This is a genomic window from Streptomyces sp. NBC_01808 (assembly GCF_035917395.1).
In the GTDB taxonomy this organism is placed as follows: Bacteria; Actinomycetota; Actinomycetes; order Streptomycetales; family Streptomycetaceae; genus Streptomyces.
In genome coordinates this window covers 7,301,534-7,324,621 of sequence record NZ_CP109072.1, presented here as the reverse complement: position 1 = coordinate 7,324,621, position 23,088 = coordinate 7,301,534, and the positions used below count along the sequence as shown (strand labels likewise).

Annotated in this window: 21 protein-coding genes and 1 tRNA gene; 14 read left to right on the top strand and 8 right to left on the bottom strand. The window is 71.4% G+C overall.

The annotated features are described in order from the left end of the window. Nucleotides 1-9 precede the first annotated feature (9 nt). Nucleotides 10-105, bottom strand: a tRNA-Sec gene (locus OG946_RS32200). Between the two features lie 76 nt (nt 106-181). Here OG946_RS32200 and selD point away from each other — a divergent pair. The 11 genes from selD (at nt 182) to OG946_RS32145 (ending at nt 10,898) form a co-directional block, all read left to right on the top strand. After that, entirely contained in the window at nt 182-1,186 is a 1,005-nt protein-coding gene (gene selD, locus OG946_RS32195; protein ID WP_326799460.1) for a selenide, water dikinase SelD, read from the top strand. A gap of 118 nt (nt 1,187-1,304) precedes the next feature. Further along, nucleotides 1,305-2,009 (top strand): hypothetical protein, encoded by a 705-nt coding sequence (locus OG946_RS32190; RefSeq protein ID WP_326799459.1) that lies wholly within the window; start codon nt 1,305-1,307, stop codon nt 2,007-2,009. Then, nucleotides 2,006-2,590: a MauE/DoxX family redox-associated membrane protein gene (locus OG946_RS32185; protein ID WP_326799458.1), complete on the top strand. Its 585-nt coding sequence runs from the start codon at nt 2,006-2,008 to the stop codon at nt 2,588-2,590. Before OG946_RS32190 ends, OG946_RS32185 begins: the two co-directional genes overlap by 4 nt. A 2-nt stretch (nt 2,591-2,592) precedes the next feature. Beyond that, entirely contained in the window at nt 2,593-3,099 is a 507-nt protein-coding gene (locus tag OG946_RS32180; protein WP_326799457.1) for a hypothetical protein, read from the top strand. Next, nucleotides 3,099-4,019, top strand: a complete 921-nt coding sequence (locus OG946_RS32175) for a peptidoglycan-binding domain-containing protein (RefSeq protein ID WP_326799456.1) — start codon at nt 3,099-3,101, stop codon at nt 4,017-4,019. Before OG946_RS32180 ends, OG946_RS32175 begins: the two co-directional genes overlap by 1 nt. A 1-nt stretch (nt 4,020) precedes the next feature. Beyond that, nucleotides 4,021-4,197 (top strand): hypothetical protein, encoded by a 177-nt coding sequence (locus OG946_RS32170; RefSeq protein ID WP_326799455.1) that lies wholly within the window; start codon nt 4,021-4,023, stop codon nt 4,195-4,197. Nucleotides 4,198-4,260: 63 nt separating this feature from the next. Continuing rightward, nucleotides 4,261-4,776, top strand: coding sequence for a hypothetical protein (locus tag OG946_RS32165; RefSeq protein ID WP_326799454.1), 516 nt, complete (start codon nt 4,261-4,263; stop codon nt 4,774-4,776). A gap of 572 nt (nt 4,777-5,348) precedes the next feature. Further along, a complete protein-coding gene (locus tag OG946_RS32160) occupies nt 5,349-6,518 on the top strand; it encodes a PhzF family phenazine biosynthesis protein (protein ID WP_326799453.1) in 1,170 nt (389 codons plus the stop codon). A 206-nt stretch (nt 6,519-6,724) separates the two neighbouring features. Further along, entirely contained in the window at nt 6,725-8,347 is a 1,623-nt protein-coding gene (locus tag OG946_RS32155; protein WP_326799452.1) for a flavin-containing monooxygenase, read from the top strand. A 180-nt stretch (nt 8,348-8,527) separates the two neighbouring features. Further along, complete coding sequence (locus OG946_RS32150; protein ID WP_326799451.1) at nt 8,528-9,532, top strand: UbiA family prenyltransferase; 1,005 nt, start codon at nt 8,528-8,530, stop codon at nt 9,530-9,532. A gap of 151 nt (nt 9,533-9,683) precedes the next feature. Then, nucleotides 9,684-10,898 carry an FAD-dependent monooxygenase gene (locus OG946_RS32145; RefSeq protein WP_326799450.1) on the top strand — a complete coding sequence of 405 codons (1,215 nt, stop codon included), beginning with the start codon at nt 9,684-9,686 and terminating at the stop codon, nt 10,896-10,898. Nucleotides 10,899-10,992: 94 nt separating this feature from the next. Here OG946_RS32145 and OG946_RS32140 read toward each other — a convergent pair whose 3' ends face one another. Together OG946_RS32140 and OG946_RS32135 are read right to left on the bottom strand one after the other, a co-directional pair. Further along, on the bottom strand, nt 10,993-12,261 hold the full coding sequence (locus OG946_RS32140; protein ID WP_326799449.1) for a hypothetical protein: 1,269 nt from the start codon (nt 12,259-12,261) through the stop codon (nt 10,993-10,995). A gap of 424 nt (nt 12,262-12,685) precedes the next feature. Next, a complete protein-coding gene (locus OG946_RS32135) occupies nt 12,686-15,145 on the bottom strand; it encodes a glycoside hydrolase family 95 protein (protein WP_326799448.1) in 2,460 nt (819 codons plus the stop codon). Between the two features lie 240 nt (nt 15,146-15,385). On the opposite strand from OG946_RS32135, the gene OG946_RS32130 reads away from it, so the two are divergent. Beyond that, nucleotides 15,386-15,937, top strand: a complete 552-nt coding sequence (locus OG946_RS32130; protein WP_326799447.1) for a nuclear transport factor 2 family protein — start codon at nt 15,386-15,388, stop codon at nt 15,935-15,937. Nucleotides 15,938-16,167: 230 nt separating this feature from the next. Here the strand turns inward: OG946_RS32130 and OG946_RS32125 are convergent, their stop codons facing one another. The 3 genes from OG946_RS32125 to OG946_RS32115 form a co-directional block, all read right to left on the bottom strand. Then, complete coding sequence (locus OG946_RS32125; RefSeq protein WP_326799446.1) at nt 16,168-17,430, bottom strand: hypothetical protein; 1,263 nt, start codon at nt 17,428-17,430, stop codon at nt 16,168-16,170. A 587-nt stretch (nt 17,431-18,017) separates the two neighbouring features. Further along, nucleotides 18,018-18,944: an NADP-dependent oxidoreductase gene (locus OG946_RS32120; protein ID WP_326799445.1), complete on the bottom strand. Its 927-nt coding sequence runs from the start codon at nt 18,942-18,944 to the stop codon at nt 18,018-18,020. Between the two features lie 187 nt (nt 18,945-19,131). After that, the gene (locus tag OG946_RS32115) at nt 19,132-19,581 is read right to left on the bottom strand and encodes a winged helix-turn-helix transcriptional regulator (RefSeq protein WP_326799444.1); all 450 of its coding nucleotides are present in this window, start codon (nt 19,579-19,581) and stop codon (nt 19,132-19,134) included. A gap of 89 nt (nt 19,582-19,670) precedes the next feature. On the opposite strand from OG946_RS32115, the gene OG946_RS32110 reads away from it, so the two are divergent. Together OG946_RS32110 and OG946_RS32105 are read left to right on the top strand one after the other, a co-directional pair. Beyond that, nucleotides 19,671-20,114 carry a VOC family protein gene (locus OG946_RS32110; protein WP_326799443.1) on the top strand — a complete coding sequence of 148 codons (444 nt, stop codon included), beginning with the start codon at nt 19,671-19,673 and terminating at the stop codon, nt 20,112-20,114. 9 nt (nt 20,115-20,123) lie between these two features. Beyond that, on the top strand, nt 20,124-20,462 hold the full coding sequence (locus OG946_RS32105) for a hypothetical protein (RefSeq protein ID WP_326799442.1): 339 nt from the start codon (nt 20,124-20,126) through the stop codon (nt 20,460-20,462). Between the two features lie 64 nt (nt 20,463-20,526). On the opposite strand, the gene OG946_RS32100 is transcribed toward OG946_RS32105, so the two are convergent. Next, complete coding sequence (locus OG946_RS32100; protein WP_326799441.1) at nt 20,527-21,798, bottom strand: MFS transporter; 1,272 nt, start codon at nt 21,796-21,798, stop codon at nt 20,527-20,529. 43 nt (nt 21,799-21,841) lie between these two features. Beyond that, complete coding sequence (locus OG946_RS32095; protein WP_326799440.1) at nt 21,842-23,035, bottom strand: cytochrome P450; 1,194 nt, start codon at nt 23,033-23,035, stop codon at nt 21,842-21,844. Between the last annotated feature and the right edge of the window lie 53 nt (nt 23,036-23,088).

Here is a 23,088-nt window from a genome sequence, read left to right as displayed (position 1 = left end):
GGAGCTTCCTGGCGGAGGCGTATGGGAATCGAACCCACCCGGCCGGGGTGCCCGACCGCATCGGTGTTGAAGACCGTGAGGGCCACCAGGCACCCGCCCGCCTCCGGCAGGGAGTCTACGTCCCCGCAGGACGCCCCTGTCCCCTGTCCGCGCAGGGGCGTTCGGGCGTAACGTCCGGCGGATGACCGTTCGACTGACCCAGTACGCGGGCGGCGGTGGCTGCGCCTGCAAGATTCCCCCCGGCGAACTCGACACCCTCGTCTCCTCCCTGAACCGGACGGGCAGCCGCCCGGAGGATCCGGCCGCCGAACTGCTGGTGGGCCTGGAGGGCGGCGGAGACGACGCCGCCGTGGTCCGCCTCGACGGTGAGCGGGCCATCGTCACGACGGCCGACTTCTTCACGCCGGTGGTGGACGACGCCTACGACTGGGGCCGGATCGCGGCGGCCAACGCGCTCTCCGACGTCTACGCGATGGGCGGCACCCCGTGGGCGGCGGTCAACCTCCTCGCCTGGCCCGGGGACACGCTGCCGATGGAGCTGGCCGCCGAGGTGCTGCGGGGCGGCCGTGACGTGGCGCACGCGGCGGGCTGCCAGGTCTCGGGCGGCCACAGCGTGACCGATCCGGAGCCCAAGTACGGGATGTCGGTGGTGGGGATGGTCCACCCCGAGCGGATGCTACGGCTGGACGCGGCCGAGCCGGGGCAGGCGCTGACCCTCACGAAGCCGCTGGGCAGCGGGGTGCTCAACGCCCGGCACAAGGCGACCGGGGAGGTCTTCCCCGAGGCGGTGGCCGTGATGGCCGCGCTGAACCGGGACGCGGCGACCGCGGCGGTGGCCGCGGGCATCCGGGCGGGCACGGATGTCACGGGGTTCGGGCTGCTGGGCCACGCGTACAAACTGGCGCGTGCCTCCGGCGTGACGCTGGCGATCCACGCGGCGGCCGTTCCGCTGCTGGCGGCGGCCGGGCCGGCGGCGGTGGACGGCTACGTCAGCGGCGGCACCCGGCGGAATCTGACGTGGGTCGAGCCCTGGGTGGACTTCGGTGCACTCCCCGAGGTGGAACGGCTGCTGCTCGCCGACGCACAGACCTCGGGAGGGCTGCTGCTGGCCGGCGAGGTGCCTGGACACCCGGTGATCGGCGAGGTGCTGCCGGCCGGCGAGTCGCCGGTGGTGGTACGCGGCTGAACGGCGCGGCTCCGGGAAGTGAACGACCTGGCTTGTATGTACACCGTCATTCTACCCGGGTAGAGTTGACCGCCGGTCAGCGCAACAGGTTCGGGACACCGTGCTACGGGAGGACCACGTGGCGTCATCCACTGCCGTCGAGCACCGCGCGTTGGACGGTATCGCGTACCGCCTCGCCGCCGACCTCGACCTGACGCGGCCCGCGACCTCCGTCGTCGAGGTGATCGCCGACGGCCGCCTCCTCGAACTCACCGCCGGGCCCGCCGACTTGGCCGAGTCGGTGGCCGCGTCGCTGGGGATCACCAGGTTCGACAGCGAACTCTCCTTCCAGGGCGGCACGCTGCGTACCGCCACCACCAGCGAGTACGACGCCCAGGCGCAGCAGGTGGAGAACCCGACGCTGGTGGTCTGGCAGGGCCGGCGGTTCAGCCTGATCACCCGGCTCTACCGGGCCGCGCTCGCCGACGTGCTGCTGCTCCTGCGCACCCTCGGCATCGCCGAGCACTCCGACGGCATCACGCTCACCCCGGACGCCTCCGCCGGCACCCGCCTGGCCCGGCCGGCCACGGTGCTCAAGGAAGTGCCGACGCTCGGCCTGGTCGAGATGAGCCGGCCCACCCGCGAGCACACCGTGCAACTCCCGCCCTGGCAGGGCGCGTCGGTGACCTCGGGCGAGCTGTTCCGCGACTCGCTCTCCGACGGGCGCCCGTTCTTCGTGCTCTCCGGCGAGGAGGTGTGGGCGACCATCGTGCCGCTGGCCGACACCACCGCCGACCGCGTGCCCACGCTGGTCGATGCGCTCGACCTGCGGGCCGTGGGGTGACGTCCCTGCTCGCCGCCACGGCAACGGGCGTGGTGCTGCTGGCGCTGCTCGCGGGCGGCGCCGCGCACCTGAGCCGGCCCGCCGCGCTGCCCGGCGCGCTGACCGCCCACCGGCTGCTGCCGCGGCGCGCCGTGGTGCCGGCCGCGCGGGCGGCCACGGCGGCCGAGAGCCTGCTCGCCGTCGCCGGCGTCGCCGCGCTGCTCGCCGGCCACCGCGCCGCGCTCGCCGCCGTGCTCGGCGCCGCCGCGCTGGTCTTCGCCTGCTACGCCCTCTACACCGGGTACGCCCTGGCGGCCGGGCGCGGCGGCCCCTGCGGCTGCTCGCGCTCGGACGTCCCCCTGAGTTCCTGGGTCGCCGGCCGGGCCTGGGCGTTCGCAGGACTGGCCGCCGTCGGCGCCGCGCTGGCCGCGGGGGCCGGCGACCCGCCCGAGGGCCCGGCCGAGTGGACCACGGCGGCGCTGGCCGCCGTCACCCTGGCGGCCCTGCTCTGGGTGCTGCCGGCGGCCATGGTCCGACCCGCCGCGACCGCACACACACCGGCCCGCAGCGGCACCGCCCCAGCCGTCGAAGGAGGCCACTGACCGTGGACTTCACCACCAGCGCCCTGATCCTGTCCTGGGTCGCCATCGCCCTGCTCGCCCTCGTGGTGTCCGGGCTGGTACGGCAGGTCCACCAGCTCTCGCGGGGCGCAGTGGTCCGCTCCCCCGGGCGGCTGGGCGTGACGCCGGGCAGCGCCGCGCCGCACGCGGACGAGCTGCTGGCCGCCGACCGCGAGACGCTGCTGCTCTTCCTCAGCGCCGATTGCCGCACCTGCGCCGAGGTGCTGGCGGCGGCCGGCCGCCTCGACGGGCCGCCCGCGGTGCGCGCCGTCTACGCCGGTGACGCGCCTCCCGCCACGGAGGCCGGCGTGCCGGTCACAGGAAACCGGCCCGACCTCTTCACCGCCTACGACGCGATCGCGACCCCGTTCGCCGTGCTCGTCGGCACCACCGGGCGCGTCGTACGCAGCGAGCCGCTCGGCTCCGCCGACGCGCTGGGCGACCTGGTCGCCGCAGCCCCCCACCACACCAGTCAGCCGAGGAGCGCGTGATGACCACCCTCGACGAGGTTCCCCAACTGCGCCGCTCCGGCGCCGCCGACCGGCCCACCCGCCGCCGGAGCACCTCCTCGCTGCCGAGCCTGGCACCCCGGCGGCGCACCGTGCTCCAGTCGGCGACGGTCGTGGGCTTCGCCGCCCTCGGCGTCTTCGGGGCGGCCAGGGAGGCGTACGCCGACGGCTACGACATCTGGGAGGGTGCGTGCCCCTCCTACGCCTCGGAACACGACTGCTCCCCGGGCTGCGGCCCGAGCACCGTGCACGCCGCCGCCTGTGAGACGAGCGGCCCGCACGAGGGCTTCCACCGCAACGACGGGGTGACCTGGACCCTGCGGCCCAACCAGTGCTACTCCGGCTCCTACGACGGCTGGCTGTGGGCGTTCAGCGGCGCGTGCGGAGCCTGCGGCTGCGGCATCGAACGGCGCTGCCACGACGGCTACTTCAACTCCGGCTCCGGCTGGGTGCGCTCCATCTGCCGCTGGACCACCGACTGCGGCTGCGAGGGCGCCGTCACCTGGCCCACGCTGCGGGACGGTGCGCGCGGCCCGGACGTGTACACGGCCCAGCACCTCCTGGGCTTCCGCGAGTTCCCCACCGAGCCGGACGGGATCTTCGGGCCCGACACCGCGACCGCGGTCAGCGGCTTCCAGGAGGCCCAGGGTCTGCAGCCGACCGGCACGGTCACCGCGACCACCTGGACCCACCTGGTGGCCACCGTCCGGCAGGGCGACTCCGGCGCCGCCGTCAGCGCCGCCCAGCGCCAGCTCGTGAAGCACGGCTACCCCCTCACCGTGGACGGCAAGTTCGGCGCGCTCACGGCGACCGCGACCCGGGAGTTCCAGCGGGGCGCCGGACTGACCGTCGACGGCGTCGTCGGCCAGCAGACCTGGCGCACGCTCGTCGGCGGCGCGTGACGTGGGCCGGGTCGGTACGGGACCGGCCAGACCGGCGTGGCGCGGCCGGCTGACCGACCCGGCGGTGCCGATGCTCGTGCTCAGCAGCGGTGCGGTGGCGGCCGGCTGGTACGGTCCCCTGCTCACCTGGACGGTCCTCGGCGGGCTGGCCGGCTACTCGCTCTCCGGCTCCGTTTGAACGCGGAACAGCGCGCACGCGCTTGCCTCGCCAGGTTGGCGGGCCGTTCACCGACAGACCACCGTGCTGGGGGTCTTCTCCACCGGGCTGCTGCTCGGCGCCCTGCTCTCGGCCACCGTGCTGTGGCTTGCGTCCGGGCTGGTCACCCCCGTCCCGGCGGACTGGCGCGCGGGGGCGACGGCCGCCCTCGGGCTGCTCGCCGTCGCACGCGACGCAGGCATGCTGCGCCTGCGGCTGCCGCAGAACGCGCGGCAGGTGCCGCAGGACGTGCTGCAACGCCATCTGGCGCGCGGCGCACTCCAGTTCGGGTTCGAGATGGGCACCGGGGTGCGGACCTACGTGTCGGCGAGCCTGCCGTACGCCCTCGCGCTCGGAGTGCTGCTGGCCAACGACGCGGGCGTGGCGCTGGCGGCCGGTCTGGGCTTCGCGCTGGGCCGCGCGGCCACCCCGGCCCTGCGGTTCGCCTCCGGCACCGGCGAGGAGTGGGACGACCGGCTGCTGACCCGCCTCCCCCTCCTCAAACTCGGTGCCGCGACGGTCGCGACGGCGGCCTGGGCGGTGCTGGCCCTGCGAGGGTAGACACCGCCGCATTGCCCCGATTTCTCATTCTCCGCGACGGGGCGGAAGCATTGCTTGCACTGCGCGCGATTACGCCATTGCGGTCCGTGACGAAAATCGGAACGACGCCATCCGGAAAGTTGCACGACGACGGCAACGCGCGGATCTTCATGAGGCAACAGACGTTTGCAACCGCCGGGCACCGTCGGTAAATTCTCGGCACCTCACCCAACCCATCCGTGGCTGAACGTGCGTACACGCAATTTGTTCCAAGAGCTGTCGGGGTAACGGATATGAGCGCAACGCAGTACAGGAACACCCGTGGAGAGGCATGAGCCGGGCCTGTAGTTGAGTGGTCCATCATTCGTAAATCTACGGGGGAAGATTTTACGTGAACGATTCAGGCTTTCCGGACCTGCGGCTTCCGGCCGCTCGGCAGCCGAAATGGGAAAACCCTCGTCAACTCGCCCCGGTCCGCAATGTCCCCTCGGTCACCGATTCCCTGATCGCCCCGCGCGTCCTGCCCGCCCACCGGGGGCGCATCGTCTCGGTCCGCGCCCCCTCACCGACGCGTGCGAAGGGGTTCTGACACGATGAAGATGGAGATCGCCTGGTGGGATCTCAAGGGTTCCCCCGCCACGGTCGAGAGCCTCAAGCAGCATCTGAACGAGGACGGTGTCGTCCACAACTGGCAGGCCGTCGAGGGGCTGCGGGAGAAGTTCTGGATCGCCGACCCGGACGGCCAGCGCTGGGGTGCGGTCATGGTGTGGGACGGCGAGCAGCCCGCCTCGCTCCCCGAGAACCTGGCCGCCTCCCTGGTCGGTTCCCCCATCACCCACCGGGACCGCTTCGAGGTGCAGGCCACGGCCCGGGGCGCGGGCGCCGTCCGTATCCGTGACTCCTCGCACCGGTACGTCGTCGTCGACGCCTTCGCCACCCAGCCGCTCTCCGGCAGTCCGGTCGCGGTGTTCTTCGACGCGGCGGATCTGACGGACGAGCAGATGCGGCGCATCGCCAGGGCGATGAACCTGTCCGAAGTGGTGTTCCTGCTGCCGCCGCGGGCCACGGACGCGGATGTACGGGTGCGGATCTTCACCCCCGACGACGAGATCCCGTTCGCCGGGCACCCGCTGCTCGCCACGGCGGCCGCGGTCGCGCTCGACCTGCGTACGGACCGGCTGCGCTTCGAGACGCAGACGGGTGTCGTGCCCTTCAGCGTCGACCGGACTCCCGCGGCCCAGTCCGGCGGAGGCGTGGCGTACGTCTCCATGGAACAGCCGATCCCGGTCTGGGAGCCGTACGAGCACGCCGAGGCGCTGCTCAAGGCACTCGGCATCACCGCCTCCACCCTCCCGGTGGACATCTACCGCAGCGGTCCCCGGCACGTGTTCGTCGGACTTCCCGACGCGGCGGCGCTCGCCGGGCTGCGCCCCGGCCACCGGGCGCTCGCCGCCTTCCCCGGCATGGCCGCCACGTGCTTCGCCCCCGAGGGCGAGCGGTGGCACGCGCGGGCGTTCTCGCCCGCCCACGGCGTCGCCGAGGACCCGGCCACGGGTTCCGCCGCCGGCGCGCTCGCCATCCACCTCGCGCGGTACGGCCTCGTGACGTACGGGAAGACCGTGGAGATCCACCAGGGCGGCCACCTCGGCGGCCGCCACTTGGTCATGTTCGCCGAGGCCACCGTCGCGAGCAGCGGCGAGATCGACCGCGTGCGGGTGAGCGGCCACGGCACGGTCGCCGCCGAAGGCACCATCCACGTCTGAGGGAGCACCATGAGCACCATCCGCGACAGGCTGCCCGGAACGTCCGGCCCGCACCACGGCGTCCCGGCAGAGCGCGCTCCGTTGCCCCGCCCTCAGCGACTCGCCGGATACCGGCGCACGCCGGAGACCGCCGCCGGACGGCAGGCCGTCAGGATCCACCCGTGAACCACGCCGTTCCCTTGTCCAGCACGAGCCGAAAGGCCACTATGCCCAGGAAACCGACCCACCTCGACTCGATCGTCATAGGCGCCGGATTCGCCGGTATCTACATGCTGCACAAGCTCCGCAACACACTCGGCCTGAACGTGCGGGCCTTCGAGCGGGGGACCGGTATCGGGGGCACCTGGCACTGGAACCGCTATCCGGGCGCGGCCGCCGATGTCGACAGCATCGCGTACCGCTACTCCTTCGACTCCGACCTGCTGCGGGAGTGGAACTGGAAGACCCGCTACGCGCCCCAGCCGGAGATCCTGGCCTATCTGGAGCACGTGGTCGACCGGTACGACCTGCGCGACGACATCCAGCTCAACACCACGGTCGAGTCGCTGGCCTACGACGAGACCTCCGGTCTGTGGACCGTACGGACCGACGGCGGCGAGGAGTTCACCGCACGCTACGTCGTCGGCGCGCTCGGGCCGCTGTCGACCGCGAGCTTCCCCGACATCGAGGGACGGGACGGTTTCACGGGCACGCAGGTGCACACCGGCGCCTGGCCCGAGGACCTCGACATCACCGGCAAGAAGGTCGGAGTCATCGGCACCGGCTCGACCGGAACCCAGTTCATCGGCGCCGCCGCCAAGATCGCCGAACACCTCACGGTCTTCCAGCGCTCCGCGCAGTACGTCGTCCCGGCCGGCGACGGGCCGCTCAGCGACGAGTTCATCGAGGACTACCGGAAGAACCACAAGCAGTTCTGGGAGAAGGCCTTCAACTCCCGTGTCGCCTGCGGTTTCGAGGAGAGCCAGATCTCCGCGATGAGCGTCTCCGCCGAGGAACGCGAGCGCAAGTTCCAGGAGAGCTGGGATGCGGGCAACGGGTTCCATTTCATGTTCGGCACCTTTGCCGATATCGCGTTCAATCCGGAGTCGAACGACGCCGCCGCCTCGTTCATCAGGTCGAAGATCAAGGAGATCGTGCGGGACCCGGAGACCGCGCGCAAGCTCATGCCGACCGACTTCTACGCGAAGCGGCCGATCTGCAACACCGATTACTACGAGACCTACAACCGCGACAACGTCACGCTGGTCTCCACCAAGGAGAACCCGATCGTACGGATCACCCCGGCCGGCGTGGTGACCGAGGACGGCACCGAGCACGAGCTGGACGTGCTGGTCTACGCGACGGGTTACGAGGCCATGCAGGGGAGTTACAACCGGATCGACATCCGGGGCCGCGGCGGTGTCTCGCTCAGGGAGTACTGGGGCGAGGAGCCGAGCAGCTACCTCGGCATGGCCGTGAACGGATTCCCGAACCTCTTCACGGTCTTCGGCCCCAACAGCGTCTTCTCCAACCTGCCGCCCGCCCTCCAGACGCAGGTCGAGTGGATCGCGGAGACCATCGACGCCGCCCGCTGGCGCGGGGCCGGCACGGTCGAGGCCACCGCCGCCGCGGAGAAGGAGTGGACCGCCATGTGCCGGGAGATGGCGGAGCACAGCCTGTTCGCGCAGACGGATTCCTGGATATTCGGCTCGAACATCCCCGGAAAGAAGCGGCGCACCCTCTTCTACTTCGGCGGCATCGCCGCGTACCGGGAGAAGCTGGGGGAGATCGTCGCCGCGGACTACGAGGGCTTCACGCTCGACGGCGAGGTCTCGCTGACCGCGACCTGACGGGCGGGCCGCCCGCGAGCCGACGGGCTTTCGGGGTGGGCGTCCGGCGTTGACTCGCCTCTGCGCGGCGCATGCGAGTCAACGGGCGTCCTGCCCACCCAGGCCGCCTCACCCGGCCCCCCCCGTCACACCCACCGCACAGACCCGCAAGACCCACTCCGACGACGAGAGAAACGGACCATGCCGAAAGCCGACGCTCCTCCGCTGAGGGCACAACTCGACGCCCTGCTCACCGACTCCGACGGGCCATCCGGCCAACGCCCTCCGCTGGCCACTCGCGTGCGGTACGCATGTGTCATCCGGCGATTCGAGTTCCTGCCGGTCATCCTCACCGTCTCCTTCGCACCGGCCCTGCTGGCCGCGCACGAATGGTCGGACGTCTACTCGCTCAACACGCTGCTGGGCGTGCTCTTCTCGGTCTCCGGCATGCAGATCGGGAACATGACCAATGCCCTGGCGGACCGCGAGCAGGACGCGCTGTACAAGTCCCGGCAGTCCGAGGCCATCTACGGCCTGGGGGTCTCGCGGGTCGTCGCCCACATCGCCGTATCGACGGCCGTCAACTGCGCGCTGGCCGTGTTCCTCGCCATCAGGACCGGGCACTGGGACCTGCTGCCGCTGGCCGTCTTCGTCGGGCTCCTCGGCTTCCAGTACTCGGTTCCCCCGCTGAAGCTGAAGGGCGCCGGCGCCTGGCAGCTCCCCACCCTGCAGCTCAGCCTCGTGTTCCTGCCCGGCCTGTTCGTCCTGCGCTCCTCCGAATACGCCGTGGAATGGGGCAGCGTCGTGGCCCTGGCGGGTTTCGCGCTGCTCTTGGTGTCCCTCTTCGTCACCAGCCACGCCGAGGACTACATCGAGGACGAGAAGTTCGGGATCAGGACCTACACCGTCGCCTGGGGACTCACCAAGACGATGTACATCCAGTCCTCGATGCTGCTCGTGGGCGCCCCGCTGCTCATCGTCTCGGTGTGGGTGACCTTCGGGTTCTCCTGGGCGTTCGTGCCGTGGATCGCCGCCTGGCTGGTGAGCCAGCGGCTCCTGTACACCGTCATCCGGGACGTCAGCGACAACACGCACGAAGCGGCGATCGAGGCGCTGCACAAGAAGTCGCTCATCGGTCCCTACCACGCCGCGCTGATGGGCTGGGTCACGGTGCTCCTGGCGGTCTTCGTCCTCATCGGACGGTGACCACCCGGCGGCCCCCCACGTGTCGTGAGCTACGCGCAGGGGCGCAGCCCTGCGGACGTCCAGGCCACCGTCCCGGTCCTCACCGCTCCCTGACCTTCCCCACAGAAATCCCCGCACAGCCGCTCATCCGTAGAGAAAGGTGGCAGCCGTCATGACCGAAACAGCTTCCCCCGGCATCGTCATCGCCGGGGCCGGGATCGGAGGACTGGCCGCCGCGCTGGCTCTGCACGCCCGCGGCCTGAGCGTCACCCTGGTGGAGGAGGCCGAGGAGATCCGGCCGCTCGGTGTCGGCATCAACATCCAGCCCGCGGCGATCGGCGAACTGACCGCACTCGGGCTGGGCGAGAAACTGGCGGCCACCGGCATCGCCACCCGCGAGCACCGCTACCTCGACCACAAGGGCACGACCGTGTGGTCCGAGGCACGCGGCATCGCCGCGGGCAACGACTTTCCGCAGTACTCGATCCACCGCGGCGAGCTGCAGATGATGCTGCTCGACGCGGTGCACTCACGCCTCGGAGTCGACGCCATCCGTACGGCGACCCGGGTGCGGGGCTTCGAGCAGGACGCGGACGGCGTACGCGTCCACATCAGCTCGCACTCCGGGGGCGAGTCCACTCTCGAAGCCGACGCCCTGATCGCCGGGGACGGCATGCACTCGGTCATCCGCGCGCAACTGCACCCCGAGGGGTCTCCGCTGCGCCGGACCCCCGTACGGATGTGGCGCGGCCTGACCGAGATACCCGAGTTCATCGACGGCAGGACGATGATCATCGCCTCCGACGACCGGAGCAACCGGATGGTGGCGTACCCGTGTTCGCGGCCGCACGCCGAGCGCGGCAAGGTGCTCCTGAACTGGGTGTGCCTGGCCGCGGACCCGGACTGGCAGGGCGAAGTGCAGCTCAGCCCCGGTAGGTTCGAGGACCTGCTGCCGCACTTCGCCCACTGGGACTTCGGCTGGCTCGACATCCGCGCGGCTCTGGAGTCGAGCGGGCAGCTCATGCACCACGTGATGGCCGACCGCGACCCGCTGCCCTCCTGGGGCGAGAACCGGGTCACCCTCCTGGGCGACGCCGCCCACCCGATGTACCCGATCGGCGCCAACGGCGGCACCCAGGCCATCCTCGACGGCGTCGCCCTGGCGACCGAACTCGCCGACGCCGGCGGCGACGTGCCGGCCGCGTTCAAGCGGTACGAGAGTGTCCGGCTCCCGGCCGCCAACGCGATCGTCGAGGCCAACCGCAGCATGGACCACTCCGAACGCACCCTGGCGGAAAGCTCCGTCGACGAGATGGCCGCGGGTCTGGAGACCATCACGACCGACTACCAGGATGTCGTCGACCGCGCGTCGGCCACCCGGCACTGACGGCACACGCGGGGGCCGCCGGCGGCCCCCGCCGGCCTGACGGAACGGCTCGCCCCTACGGCATCGCCGCGGGGGCGAGCCCTTCGCCGTTCCGTCATAAGGCGAAGCCGGGGCCGAAGGTGCGGCAGCGGCGCAACGCCGCCCGGCTCTGGGCGATGAGGTGCAGCCTGTTCACCAGACGCTCCACCTGGCGGTGCAGTTCGGCCGGGTTGAGGCACGGATACACGTCGGCGAGGATCGCCTGGTCCTCCGGGGTCACGCAGCGGTGACGCTTGGTGCGGCGGTACGGGGTCGCCGTCTCGAACTCCTTGCGGCCGCCGCCCTGTCCGCCGCCGGGGAGCGAACGCTGCTGGGGGTAGAAGTAGTTCGTCAGCCGTGAGAGCGCGGCCCAGATCTCGTTGAGGAGGGCCTGTTCCCCCGGGGAGTCGTAGTGGTGGTCGCCTGCGAGTTCGTGCAGCATCCGCCAGCTCTGCTGGCCGACGTGGTTGCTGCCGCGGCCGACCGGGCGGGCATGGGTGAAGGTCACCCGCCGCTGCCGGCACCAGCGAAGCAGGGCCCCGTCGATCTCGGCGCCGTGGCTCCCGCAGTCGAGTCCGAGCACCGGGAAGGGCAGGTTCTTGGCGACCCCGTCCAGGGCGAGGGGTATCTGGCCGACGCCCCCGACCGTCCGGATCTCGGTCCAGCCGGTGGCGATGTCGGTGGCGGCCACGGTCAGCAGGCAACTGCCGCTCGCCGTACCGCCGTCGTGGCGTACGACCGCGATCTCGAAGAACCCGGGGTGGCCGTGGTCCCACTCCGTCCAGGTGACGAGCGGGAGTTCACCGCGCGGCCGGGAACCGGGCCGCAGCCGCGGGGCGGTTCCGGAGGACTGCCGGTACGGGGCGAGACGGCGGGAGATCGTCGCTGCCGACATGGACATCAGCAGCTCGGCGGACTCGTCGTCGATGGACAGCTCGTGGTGACGGCGCAGCACCGGCACCAGCTCGGGAAGCATCGGCGCCAACCGCTTGCCCGCCGGCCGGTCGAGAATGGTCCAGCACAGCGTCAGCGCGGCGACGACCTCCGCGTCGTACTTCCGGCGCTGCGGGGGGCGCCCCAGCTTGGGACGTGCGGCGTTCAGAAGCGCGTTGCGGGCGTGGCTGCGGTGCCAGCCGGTCGCCGCACACACCTTGTCGAGGATGAGGGTCTTCTCCTGCTTGTCGGCCCGGGCGTAGCAGATGGCGTAGGTGTGGGCGAGCGCCCTGCGCTCGGCGAGCGTCGCCGCGGACTCACCGGGCGGCGTACCCGACTCAGGCGGGACGACGGCCGGCCGGTCCCGGGCCGCGGCGGTCGGCACCAGCAGCGCGTTCAGCAACAAGGGCACCGCCGGCCGTCTCCGGACCGCCCTGGCCTCCGGGCCTTCATCCGTGGAACTTCCCGTTCCGATCCGGACCTTGTCCTTGACTGCGCTCATGACTCTGCCCTCCGAAGGCTTCGCCCCCCTGGCGAGGCCCTTCAGCAAATCGTCGAATGAGCGCAAAGCCCTGCGTTGACAACTTCTCCAAACTTCCCGCGCAATTTCTTGCGTGTGGAAACGCCTCGGCAGTGGTGCCCCCCAGATTCGATCACGTTAGGTAAGAATAGATTCACCGTCAGCAAGCGGAATCGTCCGGATCGGGCGCGCCAAACATGTCTGAACTAGCGCGTCTTATCGGGCAATCGGCATACGTTTCGCTTCAAGAATGAGATCGATAGGGAAAGCGGTATGCAGGCACCGGGGCGCCGCGCCTCGTCGGTGACGCCGAGCGTCACTTCGGCTGCGGGACGATGCGGTACGTCGCCCCGGCTCTCGTCGGCAGCGTGAGGACGTCGCCGTCGGTGGAGAAGCCGGCGGGCCTGCCGTTGTCCCGGTAGACCCGGACCTTCCCGCGGAACGCCTCGTGTCGCAGCACCGCTTTCCCGCCCTTGGCAGAGGCCAGCCGGATCTCCGTGGGGCCGCCCGCGCGCCACGTCGCACCCACCGTGAACGCGCCCCGGGCCTTCAGCCCGTCCACGCTCCCGTCCCCCCAGGCGCTCGGCAGCGCGGGCAGGACGTCGATCGTGCCGAGGTGGCTCTGCAGCAGCATTTCGGCGATCCCGGCGGTAGCGCCGAAGTTGCCGTCGATCTGGTACGGCGGATGTGTGTCCCAGAGGTTGGGGAGAGTGCTCTGCCCGAGCTGCTGGGTGAGCAGCTTGTGCGCGCGATCGCCGTCGAGGAGCCGCGCCCAGAAGTTGATCTTCCACGCCTTGCTCCATCCCGTGCCGTCGTCTCCGCGGGCGTTCAGCGAGACCTTGGCGGCTTCGGCGAGCTTCGGCGTGGTGGTCGGAGAGATCTGCCGGCCGGGGTGGACGGAGAACAGATGCGAGACGTGCCGGTGGTGCTCGTCCGGGTCGTCCATGTCGGCCTTCCACTCCTGCAACTGCCCCCAGGATCCGACCCGCAGACCCGGGTCCAGCTTGTCCAGGACGGCGGTCGCCCGCTTGGCGAAGGCCCTGTCGCCGGTCTTGGCGGCAGCCTCTGCGGTGTCCGTGAAGAGGTGCCAGAGGATCTGCTGGGACATCGACGCGCCGGCGGTCGCCGGACCGATCTCCGGGGAGCGGCTGGGGGTGGCGACCAGGGTGCCGTCGGACGGGTCGGTGCGCAGGTTCCCGATCCAGAACTGCGCCGCCTCCTTCATCACCGGGTAGGCGACCTCGGTGAGGTAGTCCTTGTCGAGGGTGAAGCGGTAGCGGTCGTAGAGCTGGTCCGCGAGCCAGGCGCCGGACTCGGGGAAGAAGTACGCCGGGTGGTCCCAGGCGCCGGTGTGCCCGTAGATGTTGGAGGCGTGGTGGGCGACCCACCCCTGCCCGACCCCGAACATCTGCTTCGCCGTCACCCGTCCGGGCTCCCGCAGACCGTCGACGTACGCGGACAGCGGCTCGGCCGTCTCGGCCAGATTGGCGACGTCGGCCGGCCAGTAGTTCATCTGCAGGTTGATGTTGAGGTGGTAGTCCGCCTGCCAGGGCGGGGCCTCCATGTCGTTCCACACCCCCTGCAGGTTCGCCGGCAGCGAGCCCGGGCGGGAGGAGGCGGCCAGCAGATAGCGGCCGTACCGGAAGAACAGCTCCTCCAGCGCGCGGTCGGCCGCCTCCGGCCCTTCGCCGTACCGGCTCAGCAACTCGTCGGTCGGCACATCGGGCATCTCTCCGCCGAGGTCGAGCGTGACCCGGTCGAAAAGCTCGGCGTGGTCGGCCTCGTGGTCGCGCAGCAGCGCGCCGTAGCCCTTGGCCGCCGCGTCGTCGGCCAGCGCGGTCACCCGGGCGTGCGGGTCCTTGCCCCGGTAGCGGGGGTAGTCGGCGGCATAGTCGGTCCCGGCCGCCAGAACCAGCGTCACCTCGTCGGCATCCCGCACGCTCACCGTGCCGTCCGCCCCGTCGGTGCGGGAGCCGCCCTCGTTGAGCACCTGAAGCTGGGCCTCGTACGCCAGGCCGTTGCTGTCGAGCGCGCCGCTGACGGTGATCCGCCCGTCGCGGGCCCCGGCCGCGCTCGTCCGGTTGGCCGGGACGCCGATCCGGGAGGTGAGGTCCACCTGACCGGGCCGGTCGGCGCTGATGCGGGCGACGATGACGCCGTCTGCCGCGGTGGCGAAGTACTCGCGGGTGAACCTGACGTCGCCCGACCGGTAGGAGACCCCGGCGACGCCCCGGCCGATGTCCAGCTCCCGGCGGTAATCGGTAACCGGCGCCGCCTGATCGGGGAAATCGAGCCGCAGGTCGCCGAAGCTCTGGTACGCCCCGAAGCGGCGGTGCCGGGGCGAGTCGGACGCGTGGCCGAGCTTGTCCCGCACGTACTCCGGGGACACCTGACCCTCGTCCTGGATCCGCTGCCGGACCTCTTCCAGCGCGCCCGGCCGGGGCTCGTCCCAGTTGCCGAAGTTGTAGCCGGACGCGCCCGGTCCGCCGGTCCACAGCGTCTTCTCGTTGAACTGGAGGCGTTCGGCCTCGACACCGCCGAACACCGACGCACCCATGGCACCGTTGCCGATCGGCAACGACCGCTGCTCCCAGCCGTCATGCGTATCCGGGGCGGGCTCGTCGTACCAGAGAACGGAACCGGGGCCGGACCCGGCCGCCGCGGCATGCGCGGCCGGGACATCGGATAGCGGTGAGGGATCGACCGCGGCTGAGGGGATGGTGAGTGCCGCGCACAGCGCGAGCATGCTCAGTCCGGTCACGGTGCGTCTGCCCATCTGGCTGCTCCCCACACCTGGATACATCGGAGGTGTTTCGGGAGTGTAGCCAGCGGTCGTCGAATCGAACACCCCTTGCGTCCGGGTGAGATCGGATGTCTGTGGTGCGCTCGTCGCACCTCTTCCTCACCGCACGCAGAAGACCGGCGGCAGCGTACGCGACGGGCCTTTCGGTCGGCTTTCGCGCCGGTGCGCAACGCTCTCTCCCACGATCCGAACCAATCACCCGCGGAGGATGACGTGACCCCGAACCCCGATCGACGCCGCCTGCTGCGCGGCACCGCCGCTGGCGCCCTGCTCACCGGCATCGCCACGACGGGTGCGCTCACTCCCCTCCCGGCTCATGCGGCGCCGACCCGGACCGGCGCCGATCGGCACCGTGACCGGGTACTGCAGGTGGCGAACGCGGCGATGGACGCCTTCGACCGCGGCTGGCGCACCGGGGACTGGTCACGGTTCCTGGCGATGCTGACGGACGACTTCGGCTTCTGGTTTCCGGAGAGCCCTGCCCGCGGACGGTTCGAAGGAGGCGCGGGCCGACAGGCGGTGGCCGAGTGGACGGCGTTCCACGCCGCCAACGGCAACCGCGTCCTCGGCACGCGCCGCCGGACCACCGTGGCCGGGGACAGAGTCTTCTACGAGTACGACTCCGTGGGTGCCTCGGAGAACACTGCGGCCTACCGGAACTGGGAGTTCATCGTCATAGAGGTCAGCGGCAACCGGATCCGCGCCTTGCAGGAGTACTGGGGCGACGCCCGCCCCACCGCCGGCGGCGCCGTCGGCGCCCCGTAGGACCAGCCGAACCTCTGCCGGGAAGCGGGAAGTGACCACCGCCCCGAGAGCCGCTCTCACCGCGCGGTTCCCGGGGTGACGCAGTTCAGGCCGAGCGCGCGGATGAGGACGGGACCGGGCGCCCCGGACAGCCGAGAAGCCGCTCCCTGTGCAGCAACGGCTCGACCCACCCGGTGGTCGCCGCCGCCGCGCCGCCGCCGGTCTCCGGCACGCGTTGTCCGGCGTTGTCCCTACCGCCGGTGCAGCACCTGCACCGCCGGGGTGTCGCCGCCGCCGATCAGGGGGAGGAACAGCGCGGTGTCGCGCAGCGGGCGGAACGGGAGGTCGGTGCCGGCGGGCAGCGCCTCGGGCTCGCCGCCGGCGAGGTCGACCTGGACTCCGGTCTGAGGGCCCTCCGTCTCCTCCGTCACGTACCCGTAGCCGATCCCGTCGTTGGTGACGGAGAGCAGGTGCATCTCCTTGCGGTCGCCGTCACCGGCCACGCAGACGCCCTCGCCGGTCTCCAGGTCGAACGCCGCCGGACCCGCCGTCGCGTAGCGGCCGTCGGGCGACACCGACAGCTCCGGCGTCCCGCCGGACGCCCGCTCCCGTAGGCTCCCCTGCTCTGCGACATCCTCCGCGTCGCAGTCCACCTGTGCCCGGAGTTCCCCCGTCCGCGCGTCGTGCACCGACCACTTCCACCGGGCATCGAGCCCGGCCTCACCGACCCGCCACACTGCGGCCACATGCGCGGGGGAAGCGGCCGTCACCCGGCCGTTGATCTCGTCGCCGTACGGGTCCTTCCACACCCCTTCGGGCGCGAAGTCCTCGTTGAACCAGCGCCCCGGAATCCCGAAGCCACCGGTCTCCATACTCACCACGGGCCCTTCGCCACCCGCCCCGACGACCTTCCCGCCGCCGATGCACGACGCCGGGCCGCACTGCGGCATGTCCAGGTCCTCGTAGCCGAATGCGGTGCGCTTGCCGGTCGTCAGGTCCACGGACACGCCGTAGGTGTCCGAGCCGACGGGCTCCCAGGTGACCAGCGCCCCGTCACCGCCGTCGCGCACCTGCACGCCTGACGGGGCGTCGACCGGCACCGAGACCTGCCGCGCGGGAGCCGTCCCGTCGCCGGAGCCGTCCGCGGGGAAGACCGCCAGGCGCACGACCTCCTTGCCGTCGTGCAACTCGTCCTTGCCCTCCATACCGTGGGCCCACACCACGATGTACTCGCGGCCGTCCTGCTCCACCGTGGCCACGCTCGGGGCCTCCGCCGCCCCGTCCGCCGACGGCTCCTCGACCGGCGACGGCGGGGTCCAGGACTTGCTCGACCAACGCAGCTCGCCGGAGCCGGCGTCGCGGGCCTCGACGGTGAAGCCGCCGGAGGAGCCGAGGAGATATGCCACCGTGTCCGCCCGCGGCGCCACGGTCACGGGCATCGCCGGGGCGGTCGACCCCGCCATCCACTCCAGCGGCTGCGACCAGCCCTTGCCCTTGTCGTAAGCCTTCGGCACCGGCGCCTCTCCCACCGGCCCGGCCGCCTGCCCGCCTTCCGCCCCCGCCTTACCCGAACCGCCGGAGCCGTCCTCGTCGCCCCCGGAACCGGACCCGCAGCCCGTGATCAGACCCAGAACCGCCACGGCCCCGACCACCGACACCACTCGCATGTGCTCCCCCACGATCCATCGATCCCACCGGTACAGCCGGCCACCCTACAGATGACGATCAACCGGCGGAGAGGCGACCACCAGGCCACAGACTGACCGAATACCCCACCCGTCGCCGGCATGGCCCTCACCTGTTCGACGAGTAGACCGATCGTCGTGCGCGTCGGCTGGTGTACGGAGGCGAACGGTTGAGGTGTTGATGTGGTGGCCGTGTGCTTCCAGGAGCGGGTGGACCTCCTGTTTCGCGCGGCTGATGGTCATGGCGGTGACGCCGAAGAGTTGGCCGAGGAGGTCCATGGAACAGTCGCACTGCGCGAAAGGGGGCCGCGGTCCCGCCGGTTCCGGCCGTCATACACGGAGACAGCCGGCGGCGCGCTCCCAAGCTCGTGGTTCGCTCGGACTGCCGACAAGAGTTCTCTTGCTCAGGCGGTCGGTCAGGGCACCAGCACGATCTTGCCGAGGGTGTGGCGGCGCTCGAGTTCCCGGTAGGCGTCCCGGACCTGCTCCAGGGGGTAGGTGCGGGCGACGGGGACCTCGAGATCGCCGTCGGCGATCCGGGCGGCCAGCTCCGCCAGCACGTCCGCGCTGGCCCCCTGGGCGTTGCCGTCGGTCCTGGTGCCGTAGCGCTGCGCATCTGTGTGGTTGATGATGGTATCCACCCGTTCGGGCCGGACGCCCAGGTCCTCGACAGCCATCCGGACGTAGTCGGCGCCGAATGTGTCGATGAACGCGTTCGGGGCGCCGTCCCCCGCGGCCTGCCGGACGCGGTCGGCGACGCCCTCGCCGTACGCGACCGGGGTGATGCCGTGCGCGGCGAGCCAGTCGGAGTGGTGCGGGCCGGCCAGGCCGATCACGGTGGCACCGGCGCTGCGGGCCAGTTGCGCGGCGAGCGTGCCGACGCCGCCGGCCGCACCGGCGACCACGACGGTGTCGCCCGGTCCGGCGCCCACCGCCCGCACCGCGGCGTAGGCGGTGGTGCCGACGACAGGCAGGGCGCCGGCGGCCTCCCACGGGACGCCCGGCGGCCGCGGCGTGACGTTGGCGGCCGGCACCGCGACGTACTCGGCGTGACTGGCACGGCGGTCGGTGTACCCGATCACCTCTTCTCCGACGGCAACGTTCCGTACCCGCTCACCGCGTTCCTCGACGACGCCGGCCAGGTCGCTGCCCTGGCCGGAGGGGAACGTCGCCGGCCACATCGCGTCCAGCAGGCCCTCCCGGATCGCGCTCTCCCCCGGGTTGATGCCGGCGGCCCGCACCCGGACCAGCACCTCGTCCGGCCCGGGGACCGGACGTTCGACATCCACGACCCGGAGGACATCCACGTCGCCGTAGCCATCGAACCTCACCGCGCGGGGCATGCCGGCCTCCCTGGTCAGCCACGGTCGTCGTGCGCACAGAGGGCGCATGCAGCCACTGTGGGCCGACGCCCGCAATCGCACCACTCGACGGCCACCGCCCGGCTGTACGTTCATCCGACCAGCCGAACGTACATGGACGGCTCCGGTCGAAGGTCGCGACCTGGAAGTCGGTGTCACGGCCTGGCCATCAGGCCGAACCGGGGCCTGGGAGGAGGTCGACGTCGTCGGCGTGCATCGGCTCACCGCAATGACTGCAGCGCGGGTCGACGTGGCCGATCTGCCCGCAGGCATGGTGGCGGTACAGGACGGGGGGCCCGGCCTCGCCGGCGAGCCAGCGGTCGCCCCACCGTGCCATCACCATGAGCATCTCGACGAGGTCGGCGCCCTTGTCGGTGAGGTGGTACTCGTAGCGGGGGCGGGCGTCGTAGGGCAGCCGTTCGAGCACCCCCTGTTCGACCAGGTGGTGGAGCCGTTCGGTGAGTACCTTGCGGGAGATCCCGAGGTCGGCCTGGATGTGGTCGAAGCGGCGCACCCCGGCCCACACGTCGCGCAGGATCAGCGGCGACCACGGCTCGCCGATCACGTCCAGGGTGCGCGCGATGGAACACGCCATCTCCCCGAACCGCGTTCGCTGCATGGCAGCAATCTATCAAGCGGAGTTCCCTTACGGAACCCAGAGTGCTACCTTCCTCAGCGTCTCTTGAAGAAACCTCGAAAGGAGGGCCGGTGACATTCATCAGGCGGTTCGACCACGTCGGCATCACCGTCGCCGATCTCGACGCCGTGACGGCGTTCTTCGTCAGCCTCGGTCTGGAGGCCGATCGGAAGATGGCCGTCGAAGGCGAGTTCCTGGACACGGTGATCGGCATGACCGACGCCCGCACCGAGATCGTCATGCTGCGACCGCCCGGCGGAGGTACGACGCTGGAGCTGTCGAGCTTCACGCGGCCGGACCACCTTCCGGGTTCGCCTGCCGCGCCGGCCAACGAGTTGGGCCTGCGCAACGTCGCCTTCGAGGTGCACGACCTCCAAGCCGCGGTCGACCATGCCGCGGCCGACGGCTACGGCCTGGTGGGAGGCATCGGCGAATACGAGGGCGGGTGGCGGATGGCCTACGTCCGCGGGCCCGAAGGAATCATCGTCTCGCTGGCCGAGCGCATCGAGAAGTAAGGAGACATCATGAGCACGACCGTGACTGACGAACGGATTCGGGCTCTGGCCGCGACCGCGAAGCCCTACAGCGTGGCGCTCCTTCACTGGGGGCCGGAGCGAACCATGGACGGCGCGGATGCGATCGAACTCGAACACCAGCGACGCATGGTGTCGCTGCGCGCTGAGGGGGTGATCGCGATCCTGTGCCCGGTTGCCTCCGACACCGTGGCCGGCGTCGCGATCACGACCGTGCCGGCCGAGGAAGCCGCGGAGATCATGGCCGGGGACCCCTGCGTGCGAGCCGGGATGATGCGCTGCGAGGTTCACCCGTGCCACGGCTTCCCCGGAGACGCCCTCCCCGCATGAACGACCCGGCCAGGGCAGTCAGCACCTGCCCGCGAACCGGCGACAGGTCGCCCCGCTGCACACATCACCGGGTACGTCCGTTCGCCGAACCGTCGCCCGCTCCCCGGCGGGTGGCCCGGCGCGGGTCGGCCGCCGGGTGGCGGACCAGGCTCAGCAGTACCAGCGCGCACAGGGTCGCTCCCACCGCGACCGCCGCGAGTACGGTGCCCACCGCGAGGTGCTCGAAGAGCACGCCCGCCGTCCCGTAGGCGATCGGGCTGGCCACGAAGACGGCGGCACCGAACAGAGGAATCACGTGCGGGCGCAGGTCTTCCGGTGGTCGCAGCGTCAGCAGCGCGACGGCGGGCGCGGTCACTCCGGGCAGGAACATGCAGCCTGCTCCGATCGTGAGGGCCGCCGTGACGGCAGGCTGGTCCCACGGCAGCAGCCAGAGCATGGCTGCGGCGCCGGCACCGCCGCACGCCGCGAAGTGCACCGGTGGGATCCGGCCGGCCAGCCGGGCGACGACGACGGTGCCCACCGCGGTTCCCCCGCCCCATGCGGCCATCAGCCAGCCGACCACATGCGGATCGGAGTCGTAGCGGCTCTTGGCCATCACCGGCAGCGCGAGCAGCACCACGGGCATGAGCAGGCCGTATCCGAACGCGGCGAGCGACATCCGCCTCAGCACCGGGTCCCGGAGGACGAAGGACAGGCCCTCACCCATCTTGCTCACCGACATCGGCTCCGGAGTCCGCTTGCGGCGCGGCAGCCCGAGCAGGAGCACCGCCGAGACCGCGAACGTGGTGGCGTCCACCCACAGCACGTGGAGCGGGCCGAACCCGGCGATCAGGAAGCCGGCGACCGCCGGGCCGACCAGCCGCGCCGTCGAGGTCGCCGTCTCGAACAGGGCGTTGGCCGCGGTGACGACCCGCTCGTCCGTCCCGAGGGTCTCGACCAGCAGCATCCGCTGGGAAGGCAGGTAGGCCGACGCGACGCAGCCGAGGAGGGCCACGATGACCAGCAATGCCCAGAACGGCAGCGCCCCCGCCAGGTACAGCGTGGGCACCGCCGCAATCAGGACCGCGCCGACGGCGTCGCCCACGATGGACACGCGGCGGGCACCCCACCGGGCCACCAGCAGGCCGGCGGGCATGCTCAGCAGCGGCACCGGCAGGATCTGGATGACGAACACCAGCCCCATCCGCGCCGGCGAGCCGGTGGTCGTCAGGACGAACCACGGCAGCGCCAGTGTCGTCATCTGGGTGCCGATCGAGGAGACGAACTCCGCGACGATGACCCTGCGGAACTGCCCGCTCCGCATGGGCGAGCGCTTCGCCGGCGCGGTCGTGGTCACCGGGCGGCCCGTACCGGGCCGCCGGGGCCGCCGCGGCTGCCCGTCACCACGCCACCGGCAGCCGGTGCACGCCGTAGACGGTCATGTCCGAGCGGGTCGGGATCTCGTCCGGCTCCGCGGCCAGCCGCAGGTCAGGGAACCGCCGGAGCAGCGTGGTGTAGCCGATACGCAGCTCCAGGCGGGCCAGTTGCTGCCCGAGGCACTGGTGGATGCCGTGGCTGAAGGTGAGGTGGCCGATCTCGCCCTGAGTGACGTCGAGCCGGTCCGGGTCCGGGAACTGGTGGGGGTCGCGGTTCGCGCTGGGCAGATGGATCAGCACCGTGTCCCCCTTGCGCAGGCTCAACCCGTCGAGTTCGACGTCCTCGGTGGCGGTGCGCTGCACGCCTACGTGCACGACGGTGAGGTAGCGCAGCAGTTCCTCGACCGCGCCCTCCATCAGCGACTCGTCCGCGCGCAGCAGTTCCGTCTGGTCCGGATTGCTCAGCAGCGCGTACGTGCCGAGCGACAGCATGTTCGCCGTGGTCTCGTGCCCGGCGACGAGCAGCAGCAGTGTGGCGCCGACCGACTCCGGCAGGCTGATCTCCTCCCCCGACACCAGCACGCTCAGCACGTCGTCCGCCGGCTCGGCCTTCTTCCGTGCGAGCAGCTCACCGGTCAGCTCGACGAGGTCGCCCAGTGCCTGCTGCACCTCCTGCGGCTCGGCGTCGAGACTCAGCAGCTTCTCCGAGTCGCCCTCGAAGCGGTCCCGGTCGGCGACCGGTACGCCCAGCAGTTCGCAGATCACCTGCGAGGACACCGGCACCGCGTAGTCCGCGACCAGGTCCGCGGGCGCCCCCTTGGCGAGCATCGCGTCGGCGTAGTGCGCGGTGATCTCCTCGATCCGCGGCGTGAGCAGGCGCATCCGGCGAAGGGTGAACTGACCGGCGAGCTGCCGCCGGAAGCGGGTGTGGTCCGGCGGGTCCATGTGCTCGAACAGGCCGGGGATATCGGCCTCCAGGTCCGCCGCGCGGTTGGACGGGAACGCCAGGTGCTTGTTCGTCGGGGCCGAGCTGAACCGCTTGTCGGACAGGATCGACCGGCCCAGCTTGTAGCTGGTGACGAGCCAGCCCTCGTACCCGTCGGGGAAGGTCATACGGGAGACCGGGCCCTGGGCGCGCAGCGCCTCCGGTGGGTCGAACGGCCGCTCCCGGAGCGTGGGCAGCCCGTTGCCGAGGGGGCACGTCGCATCGTCAGTCATGTCTACCTTCAATCCGCCGTCGTCTGACGGCTCCGATGGATGGGTGTCGAGCC